14 protein-coding genes and 1 riboswitch are annotated in these 16,001 nt (G+C 31.9%); of the genes, 13 read left to right on the top strand and 1 reads right to left on the bottom strand.

What is annotated here, in order from left to right; translation table 11 throughout:
• Window positions 1-24: 24 nt before the first annotated feature.
• Window positions 25-594 (top strand): methyltransferase domain-containing protein, encoded by a 570-nt coding sequence (locus tag ACFWTK_RS06825; RefSeq protein ID WP_415875490.1) that lies wholly within the window; start codon window positions 25-27, stop codon window positions 592-594.
• Window positions 595-1,023: 429 nt separating this feature from the next.
• Here ACFWTK_RS06825 and ACFWTK_RS06820 read toward each other — a convergent pair whose 3' ends face one another.
• A complete protein-coding gene (locus ACFWTK_RS06820) occupies window positions 1,024-1,623 on the bottom strand; it encodes an ECF transporter S component (protein ID WP_061857896.1) in 600 nt (199 codons plus the stop codon).
• A 227-nt stretch (window positions 1,624-1,850) separates the two neighbouring features.
• Between ACFWTK_RS06820 and ACFWTK_RS06815 the strand changes: the two genes are divergently transcribed.
• The 12 genes from ACFWTK_RS06815 (at window position 1,851) to ACFWTK_RS06760 (ending at window position 15,851) form a co-directional block, all read left to right on the top strand.
• Window positions 1,851-2,309 carry a GNAT family N-acetyltransferase gene (locus ACFWTK_RS06815; protein ID WP_415875489.1) on the top strand — a complete coding sequence of 153 codons (459 nt, stop codon included), beginning with the start codon at window positions 1,851-1,853 and terminating at the stop codon, window positions 2,307-2,309.
• A gap of 76 nt (window positions 2,310-2,385) precedes the next feature.
• Window positions 2,386-3,120: a DUF169 domain-containing protein gene (locus ACFWTK_RS06810; RefSeq protein ID WP_415875297.1), complete on the top strand. Its 735-nt coding sequence runs from the start codon at window positions 2,386-2,388 to the stop codon at window positions 3,118-3,120.
• 688 nt (window positions 3,121-3,808) lie between these two features.
• On the top strand, window positions 3,809-5,575 hold the full coding sequence (locus ACFWTK_RS06805) for a methyl-accepting chemotaxis protein (protein ID WP_415875296.1): 1,767 nt from the start codon (window positions 3,809-3,811) through the stop codon (window positions 5,573-5,575).
• 220 nt (window positions 5,576-5,795) lie between these two features.
• Window positions 5,796-6,491 carry an N-acetylmuramoyl-L-alanine amidase gene (locus ACFWTK_RS06800; protein WP_415875295.1) on the top strand — a complete coding sequence of 232 codons (696 nt, stop codon included), beginning with the start codon at window positions 5,796-5,798 and terminating at the stop codon, window positions 6,489-6,491.
• Window positions 6,492-6,815: 324 nt separating this feature from the next.
• Window positions 6,816-7,982, top strand: a complete 1,167-nt coding sequence (locus ACFWTK_RS06795; protein ID WP_415875488.1) for an MFS transporter — start codon at window positions 6,816-6,818, stop codon at window positions 7,980-7,982.
• A 263-nt stretch (window positions 7,983-8,245) separates the two neighbouring features.
• Window positions 8,246-9,535 (top strand): dicarboxylate/amino acid:cation symporter, encoded by a 1,290-nt coding sequence (locus ACFWTK_RS06790; RefSeq protein WP_415875294.1) that lies wholly within the window; start codon window positions 8,246-8,248, stop codon window positions 9,533-9,535.
• A gap of 143 nt (window positions 9,536-9,678) precedes the next feature.
• Window positions 9,679-9,780: riboswitch (purine riboswitch) on the top strand.
• Window positions 9,781-9,987: 207 nt separating this feature from the next.
• Complete coding sequence (locus ACFWTK_RS06785; RefSeq protein WP_415875293.1) at window positions 9,988-10,560, top strand: xanthine phosphoribosyltransferase; 573 nt, start codon at window positions 9,988-9,990, stop codon at window positions 10,558-10,560.
• 20 nt (window positions 10,561-10,580) lie between these two features.
• Complete coding sequence (locus ACFWTK_RS06780; RefSeq protein ID WP_415875292.1) at window positions 10,581-11,723, top strand: BMP family ABC transporter substrate-binding protein; 1,143 nt, start codon at window positions 10,581-10,583, stop codon at window positions 11,721-11,723.
• Window positions 11,710-13,236, top strand: coding sequence for an ABC transporter ATP-binding protein (locus ACFWTK_RS06775; protein WP_415875291.1), 1,527 nt, complete (start codon window positions 11,710-11,712; stop codon window positions 13,234-13,236). Before ACFWTK_RS06780 ends, ACFWTK_RS06775 begins: the two co-directional genes overlap by 14 nt.
• Window positions 13,236-14,339 (top strand): ABC transporter permease, encoded by a 1,104-nt coding sequence (locus ACFWTK_RS06770; RefSeq protein ID WP_415875290.1) that lies wholly within the window; start codon window positions 13,236-13,238, stop codon window positions 14,337-14,339. Before ACFWTK_RS06775 ends, ACFWTK_RS06770 begins: the two co-directional genes overlap by 1 nt.
• Entirely contained in the window at window positions 14,327-15,268 is a 942-nt protein-coding gene (locus ACFWTK_RS06765; protein WP_415875289.1) for an ABC transporter permease, read from the top strand. The genes ACFWTK_RS06770 and ACFWTK_RS06765 overlap by 13 nt, the downstream gene beginning before the upstream one ends.
• 160 nt (window positions 15,269-15,428) lie before the next feature.
• Window positions 15,429-15,851, top strand: a complete 423-nt coding sequence (locus ACFWTK_RS06760) for a MaoC family dehydratase (RefSeq protein WP_415875288.1) — start codon at window positions 15,429-15,431, stop codon at window positions 15,849-15,851.
• Window positions 15,852-16,001: the final 150 nt, after the last annotated feature.

Here is a 16,001-nt window from a genome sequence, read left to right as displayed (position 1 = left end):
AATGTATCGTAAAAAAAGCATGATATAGATGCTGGTTGTGGCGAGGGCTCTCACCTTAATCAAGTTATTAATAAATTGAATGATAAGAGTAGGATTAAATTTGATGGTATAGGAATTGATATTTCCAAAGAAGGAATAAAAATTGCTTCAAAAGAATATCCGGATAACATATGGTGTGTTGGGGATTTAGCTAAAATTCCATTTATGAATAAGAAATTTGATGTGATACTTAACATTCTATCCCCTTCAAATTATTCCGAATTTAACAGGACTATATCAGATAGAGGAATACTTATTAAAGTCGTCCCAGGAAGCAGTCACCTTAAAGAATTAAGAGGATTATTCTATGGTAAAACGGATAAACAAGAATATTCAAATGAGAAAGTTTTGAGACATTTTAATAATAACTTCCATATGATACATGAGCAGCAGATTCTATATACTGTAGAATTAGACAAAGAATATCTTGAACGACTAATAAAAATGACGCCATTGTCATGGAATGCCTCAAAGGATAAAATTCAAAGAGCTTTTAATATTGGCTTAGAGAATATAACAGTAGATTTTACCGTAATGTGTGGTAAAAAGAATTAAATATAAAAAGTAATAAGAGAGAACTAAACTAAACTAAACTTAGATTTAGTATAGTTCTCTTATTTTTTATATATTATTGTTTCGTATTTATTTCTTATAGGTATATAATATTATTAGCATAACAATTTAAAGATGTTGGGAAATTGGCATAAATCTTCAGAATAGAAAATTTTAATGGGCAAAAAATATACCTTTACTAAGTTAATGAATAAGATTTCGCTTTTTATTCTTATTTTTATTAACATCCCGTTATCAGCAATATGCACTGAAAAGATAATTAAATTATATCTGTACCAATTTTAAACATGGTGTTATCAATAATAATATACAGAGACTAGTAGAAAGTAAATATTATTTTATATGGTATAATATTTATGTTTGCAACAAGCGTAATATTTACAAAATAAATCTAGTTTATTAGGGAGAAATTTACTTTTTTTCTTCTGATATTAAAAGCCCTGATTTTTTTAGAGCTGGCATTAAAGCATTATAAATCAGAGTTACTAATATTATAGATACTATTGCATTAACAAAGGTAGTCACTGCACTTAGCTTTGCTAGAATTGATGCTGCTTTCTGAGGCTGCCCTAAAATGTATTGTTTGTAAAAGTACCCTATAATAGGATCAAAAACAACATTAAAGGTTAATCCACAACTTGAAGCAATAAGTACCCATTTAAACACATATCTTTTATCATTGCTATTATTTATCTTAGCGTAATTATGAGCAACTAAGCCTGTTATTAAACCAATACATAGCTTTAATAGGAAGGTTTTAGGTGCTGATAAAATATATATAGGATCCAATATATCTGCTATGGTCATTCCTATAGCTCCAGCTAAACCTCCATACCATCCTCCAAGAATTAAGGCAGCTAATACACAGAAAGCATTTCCTACGTGGAAGGAGGTTGCACCAGCTCCTGGTACTGGAATTTTAATTTGAATAAATGTGAAAGATATAAAACATAAGGCTGCAAATAATGCAGTTTCAGTTAATTTTAGTAATCTTAAATTTTTATTTTTCATGTAAATCCCCCTATAGTTAATATTTATATTAAGTTACAAAAATTATATAACATGAAGGATAGTTATACCAAGTGTACCCATACATTACTAAAAATATTTTCTCGGAGTACTATAGATGACGCACTTAAATCCTTTGCTGTCAATGGTTACAAGAAAACCTCAATAGGTGGCATAGCTTCAGATGTGAGAAGTTCTAAGGCTATAAAAAAACATCTTTTAATCCCAGTATTTTTATAAGAAAGTTAGATACAGTTAAGAATGAAGAATTTTATACGAATAAATATCAGGAAGAACAATTAGATAAAGAGTTATATGATACTGAAAATAAAAGATCTTTTAGGCTATGGGTTTTCAAAAAAGATGATGAGAATATAGGAATAGATTCTGTTGGTTTTAATAATATTGTGATGGGGGCCTTTCTATCCTGCCATCTTGGTTACAAGTTAGACAAGGAAGAAGTAAATAAAGGTTATATAACTGAGGCAATTCGAAAGGGTATTGAAATTATGTTTAATGAATTTGGATTGCATAGAATTGAAGCAAATATAATGCCTAAGAATAAGCGTTCTTTAAGGGTGGTTGAAAAGTTAGGATTTTATAACGAGGGATTGGCATACAAATATTTAAAAATAAATGGGAGATGGGAAGATCATATACATATGGTTTTATTAAACCATAAGGTTTAGTAAAGATAATATTAGTTGTGATGGCAGCTAAGTTTTATGTATAGCATTGTATTTAAAAGAAAGTGGTGAGAATGATATGGATAGTTCTTTAGTTAAAAGTTTAAGCTTGAGTTATGAACCAGTAGCATTCTTACTTAGCAATGAAAAGCCTGAAGGAGCACTTCAAGGGAAAGAAGGGCATAGAAGCTGCACAATTCCATTATTTATTGCTGCAGCAAAGGGAAAAACTTCAGTTTTTGAACGTAAAACTGTAACATGTAATGGTGGTAAAGTAGGATTTGGGTTTGGGCAATTTCCTAATTATCCAAATGGAATCGAGTATTTTTTAACAGTTGGTAAGGAAGGTAAATTTGAAGGAGAAGGATATATGAAAAATCCAGAATTAGGAGATGACTTTGTTAAGTGTTTACCAATAACTGATATTCCATACCAGTATGTTATCTTTAAACCTTTGTCACAAGTTGATGCTGCTAAAGAAAAACCTGAATTAATTATATTCTATGTTAATCCTAATCAGTTATCAGCCCTTACGGTACTTGCAAATTACTATAGACCAGGGTATGAAAATGTTATGATACCATTTTCCTCAGGATGCCAGTCTATTTTCCTTATTCCCTATGCTGAATCTAAGAAGGAAAATCCAAGAGCAGTAGTGGGATTAATTGATATTACAGTACGTCCTATGGTTGAAGCCGATATGCTTTCATTTTCTGTTCCTTATAAGATGTTTATGGATATGGAGGAAAGTGTAGAAGGAAGTTTTTTGGAGAAAGATTTATGGCACAGAGTAATAGGAAAGGCAGAAAAATAAAACTTATATATGAACATTAATTGGGTTGACTAAATAGTCAAAATGTGACAAAAAATTATACGATAATACAAAGCTATTATATAATATTCATCTTTTAACAAATATTCATATAAATATAAAATCATGGTATAGTACTTATTAAATAACAATTGTTATTGTACTAAATATATAATGGGTTAAATCAAGAATTGTAAAAAAGAAGAGTATTTCATAATTATAATTTTTTTACTAGAAAGGTGGTTAATTATAAAGTTGGAGGACTTGTAACAATGCAGTTTCTCTAATTTTTTACATGTTTGTCTATAAATACACATTTATTTTTTTAGAATTTCTATTTAGTAATATATTTAAATGAAATTTTAGAAGGGGCTTATGGCATTATATAGGCAATTAAAGTGATAATTTTTACTTTAAGATGGAGATATTCATACTTATCCAACAATTAATATATATTTATTCCTATTATTCTGATTATTGTAATCATTCTCAAAAAATGTTTAAAAATTTTACAATTTTAATAAATAATATGATACAATATGTAATAAATAGAACTACATGACATATTTAAAAGTTTAATAAATTTCTGTTTTATTTATGTTAAGGCATTTTTTCTTGGAATCGTTTACGTTAAATGATTTTGTGGAGTTTGCTGAGGACAATATTATTAATAAATTAGGGGGACACAAATATGAAGAAGATAAGTTATAAAATAACCATGTTAACATTATTAATAGTCTTTATTACAGGAATAATTATAAGTGGTACTATAACTTATAAAAATATTAAAACTACTACTAAATTGTTATCTTCTGAAAAGGAAGCTTTAAATGATGACTACGATAAAAAGATAAAGGAAGAAGTTGAAATTGCGATTTCTATGATAGATGAAATAAATAAAAAGACCAAAACAGGAGAACTTACTGTTGAACAAGCTAAAAAGCTAAGTGCAGATTTATTAAGGGGTCTAAGGTTTGGTGATGATGGTTATTTCTGGGCAGATACTACTGATGGTGTGAATGTTGTGCTATATGGTTCTGAAACTGAAGGAACTAATAGGTTAAATTTAAAAGATGCTAAAGGTAAATATCTTATAAAGGAAATAATTGAGAATGGCAAAAAAGAAGATGGTGGTTATACAGATTTTTGGTTTCCAAAGGAAGGAGAAACAACAGCATTACCTAAAAGAGGATACAGTAAATTATATGCTCCTTTTAATTGGGTAATAGGTACAGGTAATTATGTAAATGATATCGATAAAATAATAGCTGATAAGCAAGCTATTATAAAATCAGATTTGATGCAAAGCATAGTAATTAGTATAGTCTTATTTGTAGGAGCATTAATTCTAGGAGCTATTTTATCAAGTATTTTAAGTAAAAGAATAGCAAACTCATTAATAATGGTTAAAGATTTTGCTAAAAGGCTATCTAATTATGATTTCTCAACTCCAATTACTATTACAAGTAAAGACGAAGTTGGACAAATAGGCGAAGCTTTAAATATTGCTCAAAATAATATAAGCGACTTAGTAAAACTAATAATTAATGATTCACAGAATATGAGTGCATCAAGTGAAGAACTTTCTGCTACAGTACAAGAAATATCGGAAAAAACTCAGGAAATAGATGTTGCACTTCGAAGTATAGTAGCTGGAATTCAAGAAAGTAGTGCAGCTTCAGAAGAAATAGCTGCTTCTGTAGAAGAGGTAGATTCAAGCATTAATGAATTATCTGGCAAAGCTATGGAAGGAAGCAATAATGCAAGTGAATCTAAAGAAAGAGCTAATAAGGTTGTTAAGAAAGGAAAAGAAGCTATAAAAGGAGCTAGAGAACTATATGCAGAAAAGAAAGAAAACATGTTAAAGGCAATTGAAGAAGGTAAGATTGTAGATAATATAAAGATTATGGCAGACACAATTGCAAGTATAGCAGAACAAACTAATTTGCTTGCGCTAAATGCAGCTATTGAGGCAGCTAGAGCTGGAGAAGAAGGCAGGGGCTTTTCTGTGGTAGCAGAAGAAGTTAGAAAACTTGCAGAGCAATCTTCTGAGGCAGTAGCAGGTATTCAGGATACTATTGTAAAGGTCCAAAGCGCATTTGGAAATCTATCCAAGAACAGTAATGATGTATTAAAGTTTATAAATGAAAATGTAAGGCCAGAATTTGATGAATTTATGAATCTGGGAAATCAATATTATAGTGATGCAGAATTTGTAAGCGCTATGTCAGAAGAGATAGCATCTATGTCTGAAGAAGTTACTGCAACAATTGGACAAGTAAGTGATTCGGCACAAAACATGGCAGAAGTTTCGCAGAGGTCTTCAGAACATGCAGAAACAATATCAGAAAATATTGGGGAAACATCAAAAGCAGTAGAACAAATGGTTTTAGCTGCAGAAGAACAGGCAAAACTTGCACAGAAACTTCATGAAATGGTGTTGAAATTTAAGATATAGGTAAAAAAATAGTTAAAGTAAAAAAGCCTTTCCAATATTTTGAAAGGCTTTTTTGTGTGAAATAACATATATTTCTCTTCATATGCTGCATATTTTATTAATATCAGAAGGTATATCAATCATGAATTTTAATGCATATGATATTATGCAGGGAGTTTTAGTAATTGTTTATGTTAATCATATGCTAAAACAAACTGTTGAAAAAAAGGAGGAATAATGTATGAAAATAGCTATTAGAGGAGGACACAATTATGGAGTACCAGGAGCTTCAGGAATATTAAATGAAGTTGCAGAAGATAGAAAGATTTATGTTAAGGTTATAGAATATCTTAAAAAGCTTGGACATGAGGTATTAGATGTAACACCTAATAAAACATCTACAAGTGCTGAAGATTTGTATTTTGGAGTATCTAAAGCCAACAGCTGGGGAGCAGACTATTTTTGCTCCATTCACCTTAACGCTGGAGGTGGACAAGGTACAGAAGTCTTATACTATAATGGAAGTTCTAAGGGAAAGCTTATGGCTGCAAAAATAGCAAGTAAAATAGCTGAATTAGGTTTTACTAACCGAGGAGCTAAGATAGACACTAGAGGACTTTACGAACTAAGAAGCACTAGAATGCCAGCTAATATAATAGAAGTATGTTTCGTAGACAGCAATGTGGATGCAGCCTTGTACAGAAAAGTTGGAGTTAGCAAGATTGCCAAAGCTATAGCAGAGGGAATAACTGGACAAACCATTAAAGTAGAAACTGAAGTTAAAGGAAATAAATATACTGTTAATTATTGCCTAGAATTTCAGAAGTGGTATAACAAGATTACTCAAACAAGAGCACCGCTTACTGAAGATGGAGTGTACGGACCAGCAACAGAGGAAGCATTACAGAAAATTATAAATATCATAAGAGAATTTTAGATTTCTCTGGTCAAATCTGAAAAAAGTTTCATTTAGTAATGAAATATTTAGATTTGCAGAAGAGGAAGCTAAAATTGACGTTAAAATAAATAAAGTGGTATACTACTTTATGGTCATTATCACTAAATATAACAGTTCTTTGATCAACCAAGACCGCAATTGCGGTCTCTGTTTGTATCTATATTTTATAAGAATGTTCTTTATTATAATTATATAAATTTATAAAAGTTATACTTGTCTATTATCTTATTGGATTATGATTAGTAGCTTTAAAAAGGAGATGTACTAAAATTGAAGTGGAAACGCACGCTTGGAATACTATGGGTGTCAAATTTTTTTGTTACCGCTGGCATGAGTTTGGTAATTCCGTTTCTTCCATTATACATTGAGAAACTTGGAGTACACCAACTGCAGAGTGTTGAGCGATGGGCAGGATGGGTATTCTCTGCACAATACGTAACGTCCGTTATTTTTCAACCAATTTGGGGAAGAGTTGCAGATAAGCATGGTCGTAAAATAAACCTTTTACGTGCTGGAATGGGTATGGGAATAGTGACCACATTGATGGGTGCTGTTAGCTCAGTAAAACAATTGCTTTTGCTTCGCTTGCTTAATGGAGTCTTTTCTGGATTTATATCTATGTCTGTTTCATTACAAGCTTCTATAACACCTAATGAAGATGCAGGACGAGCTCTTGGCATGCTTCAAACCGGGTCTGTTGCTGGAAATCTAATTGGCCCGCTAATTGGAGGTGTACTTGCTGAAGTCTTTGGATTTCGTACTGTATTTTTCTTAACAGGCAGCTTGCTTATACTTGCTAGTGTTATTGTTATGATATTTGTGCAAGAACAGCATGAACCTAAAGAGGTTGTTGAAAGCAATATAATAGATAATCTTATGAAATTAAAACCCTTGTTTCCAGTATTTTTAGCTTCTACAGTTACTCAAATTGGCATGATGAGTATTGAGCCTATAGTTTCAATCTATGCGAAAACCTTATATACAGGTGCGCATCTAGCTACGATTGCTGGTCTTGTTGTTGCAATAAGCGGTGTTGCTAATCTTATTGGTGCGCCAACTTTGGGAAGATTAGGTGATCGTATTGGTCAGCGTAAGGTTTTAATATTGTCTTTTTGTGCAGCAGTATGCATGTATATTCCTCAAGCTTTGGCAAAAAATATTACTGTTTTGCTTGTTGGACGATTTCTTTTAGGGCTGTTTATTGGCGGCATGATACCATCATTAAATGTATTAGTAAAACTGAAAGCTCCCGAAGAATTACAGGCTACAGCATTTGGATTTAATTCAGCTTCTACATTTTTAGGGAATTTAATAGGACCACTTATTGGCAGCAGTGTAGCTGCATCTTATGGAATTAAAGATGTGTTTTATATTACTATGATAGTGCTTTTAGCTAATGCTATAATGATTTTGTTCAATAAAAAGTTAGATATTAAACCATGTATTAATGAAGAGAAAAGACCAGCTTAGTAGACTTTTAGATATTAAAAACAATGTATAAGTTTTGTTTCATAAAATAAATGTTGCCCCTAAAATAGGAAATCAATATATATTTTCATTAAAACAACTTATGAAAGAATAAAATAAAGTGTTATTCATAAGTTATACAATTATGAAGGAAATATAATTTTAAAAATTCATATCATATTGAAAAATCTGTAAATGTATGATATAATTATTATGAAAATGAATGTTTAAGTACAAATTAAAATCTTTTTTATGGGGGGATGCGAATGAAACGACATAAAAAAATGTCATTAGCTACTAAAATACTTTTATCACTAGCTTTTGGTATAATCTTTGGATTAGTGGCTAATGCATTTTTTTCCACGACAGTAAATAGTGGGCTAAGCAAATGGGTTTTATCACCTTTAGGAGATATATTTTTAAGAGCCATAAAAATGTTAGTAGTTCCTCTTGTGCTTTGTTCTTTGATAACTGGAGTTGCTAGTATAGGAGATGTAAAAAAACTTGGAAGGGTTGGAGTTAGGACAGTTGTATATTATACCTTAACAACAGCTTTAGCAATTACTTTAGCTTTAGGAATAGCTAGTATAATAAAACCAGGAGTTGGCACAGCTCTTTCTTTATCCCAAGTTAAAGAAAGTGTAGAAGCTGCAGAAGCACCTTTTATTATGGATGTTTTTGTTAACATGGTTCCTACAAATCCTATTGAAGCTATGGTAAAGGGAGATATGCTTCAAATAATAGTTTTTGCTATTATATTTGGAATTTGTATAACCCTAATAGGAAAAAAGGTAAAACCGCTTTTAGATATAATAACCGAAGTAAATGAAGTACTTTTGAAGATGATAGGGGTTATAATGCTTGCAGCTCCAATAGGAGTTTTTGCTTTGATTTCAAAAGTTATAATGCTTCAAGGAACAGCGGTATTGATTCCGCTTATGAACTACCTATTAACAGTTGCTCTAGTATTAGCACTTCAAGGTGTACTTGTGTATGGATTAGCTTTAAGGGTTTTAGGAAAAGTGAATCCTATTAAGTTTTATAAAAAGTTTTGGCCAGTTATGCTAGTGGCATTCAGCACTTCTAGTAGCAATGCAACAATTCCAATGAACCTTGAGACTTGTGAAGAAAAACTAGGTGCTCCAAAATCTATCTCTAGCTTTACCATACCTCTTGGAGCTACTATAAATATGGATGGAACAGCTGTAATGCAGGGAGTAGCAGCTATATTTATTTCTCAATTAGTAGGAGTAGATCTTACTATGAACCAAATGATTATGGTAATATTAACTGCTACATTAGCTTCTATAGGAACAGCAGGAGTTCCTGGAGCAGGAGCTGTAATGCTTTCCATGGTGCTTCAGCAGATAGGACTTCCTCTTGAAGGAGTTGCCTTGGTGTTAAGTGTAGACAGAATAGTAGATATGATGAGAACCACTGTAAATATAACTGGAGACGCTGCAGCTACTATAATTATGTCTAACATGGAAAAAGAACTTGATTTATCTATATATAATAGTGAGAGTAAAGAAGTAAATAATGAAGTTATAGTATAAAGTCTTTTATAGGATATTTAAAATTATTCAAGCCGCAGTTAGAAAAAATCTAGCTGCGGCTTAAAAATTAGGTATTGCTTTTTGATTAAATATAATTTATTATATTTAATATAAAGAAACGTTACGAATTATATGCATTAAAAATTAAATAATATTCGTATACTCGTATATGCTGGGAAATATGGTTCCAGCGTTTCTACCAGACAGCCTTAAACTGTTTGACTACGGGTGTTTATATGATAACTTGTTAACTTTAATAAATTCATTAAATTTGATAATCATTTATGTTCGTATTAGCCTATGGACAAATAATTCTGTTCAATTATTTTATATGCTGATATGAATTCATGATTTTTATAAATTTATTATAAGTTAATTTAGAATTTTGGAAATATAAACTCCCTAGTCTTCTAGGGAGTTTTTTTAATGGAATAATAATGTGGGGGGATAGTATGGAAGCGTTAAAAAGCAGAATTTTATCTAACGGAAGAGTTTTGGAAAAAAGGATACTAAAGGTGGACAGCTTTTTAAATCATCAAATAGATGTAAAACTTTTTAATGAAATAGGAAAAGAATTTAAAAGAAGATTTGAGAAAAAACAGATAACAAAAATTCTTACCATAGAAGCCTCAGGCATAGGAATAGCTTGTATAACAGCTCAATACTTTGATGTTCCTGTGGTTTTTGCTAAAAAGCATGAAGGAAGCAATATGGATAAAGAAACCTATGAAGCTGATGTATTTTCATATACAAAAAATAAATCGTATAAAGTAAGAGTCTCCAAAAATTACATAACATCAGAGGATAAGGTACTGATAATAGATGATTTTCTAGCAAAAGGAAGTGCAGTATCTGGACTTATAGATATAGTTACTCAAGCTAATGCAGAAGTCGTTGGCGTAGGGATTGTAATCGAAAAGGGATTTCAAGAAGGAAGAAAGATTATTCAAGAAAAAAATATTCAGTTAGAGTCACTAGCCATTATAAAGTCTATGGAAGAAGGTAAAATTATTTTTGAAAATTAAAATAAATGAGGGGGAGAATTATGAAAAAGCTAACAGGAATATTATTAATTTTTATCTTAACATTAGGAGTGCTACTAACAGGATGCAGTTCAGGTGGAGAAAAAGCTGCACAGTCTAACAGCAGCCAATCAAAGGAAAGTGAATCAGGAGCAAAGTTAGAGGCTAAAGATATAAAAGTAGGATTTTTATATGTTGGACCAGTTGGGGATGGCGGATACAGCTATGCACATGACCAAGGAAGAATATATATGGAAAAAGAGCTAGGCCTTCAACCATCAATAGTTAAGGAATCTGTACCAGAAGATGATGCTGAAGTTCAAAATGTTATTGCAAGTATGATTGATGAAGGTGCAAATGTTATTATTGGTACAAGCTTTGGATTTATGAATGGTATGAAAAAAGCAGCACAAGAATACCCAGATGTTAAATTCTTGCACTGCTCAGGAAATCAAACTGCTGAAAACATGTCAAATTATTTTGGAAGAATGTATCAAGCTAGATATTTATCTGGTATAGTTGCTGGAATGAAAACAAAGTCAAATATAATTGGATATGTTGGTGCTTTCGAAATACCAGAGGTTGTAAGAGGGTTAAATGCATTTACATTAGGAGTTCGTTCAGTTAATCCTAAGGCTGTAGTTAAAATAAAATATACTAATACTTGGTATGATCCAGCTAAAGAAAAAGAAGCAGCAAAGGCCCTTTTAGATGAAGGTGCAGATGTAATTGCTCAACATCAAGATACAGCAGGACCACAACAAGCAGCAGAGGAAAAAGGGGCATTTTCAATAGGATATGATACTGATATGGAAAGTTCAGCACCAAATGCTAATATGACATCAGCTGTTTGGAATTGGGGAAAATACTATGTAGAACAAATAAAAGCTATAATGGATGGAACTTGGAAGAGTGAAAGCTATTGGAAGGGTATGGAGACAGGAATAGTTGATTTAGCACCGCTTACTAAAAATGCACCTGAAGGCGCAGAAGAAAAAGTAAAGAAAGCTAAGGAAGATATAATATCTGGTAAGAATAAAATATTTGTTGGACCTATAAAAGATAATAAAGGAACAGAAAGAGTAGCTAAGGATAAGGTTATGACAGACGAGGAATTATTAAACTTTGATTGGTATGTAGAAGGTGTTGAAAATGCTGGAAAATAAAGTTCCTTATATACAAATGAAGAATATTACTAAAAGATTTGGAAAGGTAATAGCTAATAATAATATAAATCTAGAAGTGTATGGAGGAGAAGTTCATGCACTTTTGGGAGAAAATGGAGCTGGAAAAAGCACACTTATGAATATGCTATCAGGGGTTTATACTCCTGATAGCGGCTCTATCTTTATACATGGAAAAGAAGAAAATTTTATGTCACCAAAGGATGCAATAAAAGCTGGTATAGGAATGATATATCAACATTTTAAATTAGTAGAGACTATGACTGCTATAGAAAATGTGATGATTGGGCAAAAGGGCGGAATATTTATAGACAAAAAGAAAAATATAAAAAAAGTTAAAGATATTATAGAGAGATTTGGTCTTGAAATAAATTTAGACAAAAATGTTTATGAGATGTCCGTTGGTGAAAAGCAGAATCTTGAAATATTAAAGGTATTATACAGAGGAGCGGATATACTCATTCTTGATGAGCCTACGGCTGTTTTTACTCCTCAAGAAACCGAAAAGTTATTTAAAATAGTAAAAAAGATGAAAGATGAAGGTTGTGCTGTAATATTTATTACTCATAAGATGGATGAAGTTATGGCTATGGCAGATAGAATAACTGTCTTAAGAAAAGGTGAAACAATAGGAACATTAAATAAAATAGAAACCAATCCTAAGGAACTTACTAATCTGATGGTAGGACGTTCTGTAGATTTATCAATAAAAAATATCCCATTTAAAAAAGAAGATAAAGTTTTAGAAGTAAAAGACTTAAAGGTTTTAAATGAAGAAAAAATAGAAGTGATTAAAAATATAAGTTTTCAGGTTTATGAAGGTGAAATTTTAGGAATAGCAGGAATAGCAGGAAGTGGACAAAAGGAACTTTGTGAAGTTATAGCGGGAATTCAAAAGTCTGAGAGTGGAGAAATTATTTTTCAAGGAGAAAATATAGTCAACAAAAGTGCAAGAGAAATCATAATAAAAGGTATAAGCATGAGCTTTATTCCAGAAGATAGACTTGGAATGGGACTTGTAGGCTCCATGGATATGGTAGATAACCTTCTTTTAAAGAGTTATCAAAAAGAAAAGGGATTTTTTATTAATAGAAAACCTGCTGAGAATAAAGCTAAAGAAATAGTAAAAAAGCTTGAAATAAAAACTCCTGACATCCATTATCCTATAAAATATCTATCAGGAGGAAATATCCAGAAAATATTGCTTGGAAGAGAGTTAAGCTTATCTCCTAAGCTGCTTATAATGGCATACCCAGTTAGAGGGCTAGATATAAACACATGTTATACCATATACGATTTAATCAATGAAGAGAAGAAAAAAGGCAGCTCTATAATTTTTGTGGGAGAAGACTTAGATGTTTTGATGGAATTATGTGATAGAATTATGGTTATGTACAATGGAAATATAACTGGAGTAGTAGACGCTAAGAGTACTTCAAGGGAAGAACTAGGAATGCTCATGGTAGGAAATAACTTAGATGAGGAGGCTTCTTAATGCTTAGAATTGTAAAAAAAGGTGAGATAGACAAGAAAGACAGCATAAAAATAAAAGCTGTAGCTATAGTTCTGTCACTTATAGTAGTAGGAATTTTTATATTCAGCTTAGGACTAAATCCTCTTAAAGTATATACTTCTATGATGGAAGGAGCTTTTGGATCTGAGTATAAAATTAAACAGACTATTATAAAAGCAATTCCTCTTTTGATAACCGCATTAGGAATATCTATAGCTTTTAAAATGCAGTTTCAAAATATAGGGGGAGAGGGACAGATAATAATGGGAGCCTTTGCTGCATCCTACTTCGCTTTGAATTTTTATAATCTACCTAAGCCTGTCTTACTGATTATTATGGCAGTATCAGCAGTGATTGCTGGTGGACTTTGGGCTATAATTCCAGCCTTGTTGAAGACTAAGTGGGGAACTAATGAAACTATAGTCACTTTAATGATGAACTATATAGCTCTAAATTGGATTACATTTCTACAATTTGATTTGTGGAAGGATCCAAAGGCAGGAGGATTCCCAAGAATAGCATCCTTTGATGATAATGCCATACTTCCAAAGGTACTTGGAGTTCACATTGGATGGATAATGGCTGTAGTTTTAACAATAGTGGTATATATATTTATGAAGTATTCTAAAAAGGGTTATGAAATAAGTGTTCTTGGAGAAAGTGAAAGTACTGCTAAATATGCAGGAATAAATATCAAAAAGACCATAATCTCTGCTGTATTTATAAGTGGAGGACTATGCGGGCTTGTAGGCATGATTCAAGCTTCTGCTGTAAGTAATACTTTATCAGTTGAGGTTACAGGCGGAGTTGGATTTACTGCAATAATAATAAGCTGGCTTGCATCATTAAGTGCTCCTATAATACTTATAACATCCATACTGTTTGCTGCTCTAGTTCAAGGAGGAACATATATTCAAGTAGCTTTTGGAATACCATCAGCTGCAGCATCCATACTTCAAGGAACTATATTATTCTTTGTATTAGGCAGTGAGTTCTTTATAAAATATAGAGTAACTTTTCATAAGGATAATGAGATAAAAACTAATAGCAAGGTTTTGAAGGAGGCGGGAGAATGGATTCAATAGTCATATTTCTAAGTGCTGCTGTTGTTGCAGGAACTCCCCTTCTTTTTGCCACTCTAGGTGAAATTCTTACAGAAAAAGTAGGTAATTTAAACCTAGGTGTTGAAGGTATGATGCTTATGGGAGCTGTTACAGGATTTTTGCTTGGATTTAAGACGGGAAATCCAGTGCTTGCGTTAATTGGAGCAGCTGCAGCAGGAGCCATTGGTGCTTTAATATATGCTTTTTTAACTATAGGATTAAGGGCAAATCAAGTCGTGGCTGGACTTACATTGACTATATTTGGTACGGGCTTTTCAAGTGTAATAGGTCAGTCTGCGAAGTTAATAGGGGAAAAGGTACCTAACACTCTGGATAAGTTTTTCGATGTTCTTCCTGTTCCGGGGTTAAATAATATACCTTTTATAGGACCTGTATTTTTTAACCATGATCCATTTGTTTATTTAGGTTATATATTAGCTATAATACTAGGAATATATCTGTACAATACAAATAAAGGATTAAATTTAAGAGCTGTTGGGGAAAATCCTGTCTGTGCAGATGCTGCCAGTATTAATGTAAATTTATACAAGTATGTAAATGTGCTTATTGGAGGAGCACTATGCGGACTTGGGGGGGCTTATCTATCTTTAGTATATATTCCTTCATGGCAGGAAAATGTAACTGCAGGAAGGGGCTGGATTGCAGTTGCGCTTGTAATCTTTGCGGCTTGGAATCCATATAAAGCTATATTTGGGTCTTATCTCTTTGGTGGATTGAGTATAGTTGCTTTTAGATTTGAAATATTAACAAGATATATACCTCAATATTTTATAGATATGCTTCCATATCTGGTTACTATAATTGTATTAGTATGTGTATCTATGAAAAAGAATAAGAAAAATGCACCACCGCTAGCATTAGGAAATGCATATTTCAGAGAAGAAAGATAATATTAGAAAATTAGGCCGCATCTTTCTCACATCTACCATTTATATATAAAGAATAAAACATCATAAAATTAATAGCAAGTTGGTATAAAACTTGCTGTTAATTTTTTTGAGGTTATTTATAAAATAACTTTGAAAAAACTTGCACAAGGTGGTGTTTTAAATGATAGGAAAGACTATTGATCAAATTCAAATTGGAGACAAGGCTTCATTCACTAAAACTATGTCAGAAAGTGACGTATATTTATTTGGAGGAATATCAGGAGATTTAAACCCTGCGCATTTTGACCAAGTTGCTTCTGAAAAAACTATGTTTAAAGGCAGAATATGTCACGGCATGTTAGTTTCTAGCTTAATTTCAACAGTACTTGGTATGTATCTTCCAGGACCAGGAACAATATACATGAGCCAAGAGTTAAGATTCGTTGCGCCAGTAAAAATGGGAGATACAGTTACTGCAGAAGCAGAAGTTATTGAAAGAAATATAGAAAAGAACAGATTAGTTCTTAAGACAATCGTAACTAATCAAGACGGCAAAGTTGTTATAGAAGGCCAAGCAAAGGTTATGCCTCCTAAAGCAGTATAAGAAAACTATTAAAGGAAATCTCTAAAATAAGGCACTACACTTAAAGCGTAGTTGCCTTATTTTTGTGGAACTGATATAGTGAATTAAAAAGCCATATATGCTAAAAATATTAGCATAGTAAGTAAAATCCGATTTAGCTGAGGTTCTTAT

Source organism: Clostridium sp., assembly GCF_047777555.1.
Classification (GTDB): Bacteria; Bacillota; Clostridia; order Clostridiales; family Clostridiaceae; genus Clostridium_H.
This window is presented reverse-complemented; position numbering and strand designations above follow the sequence as displayed.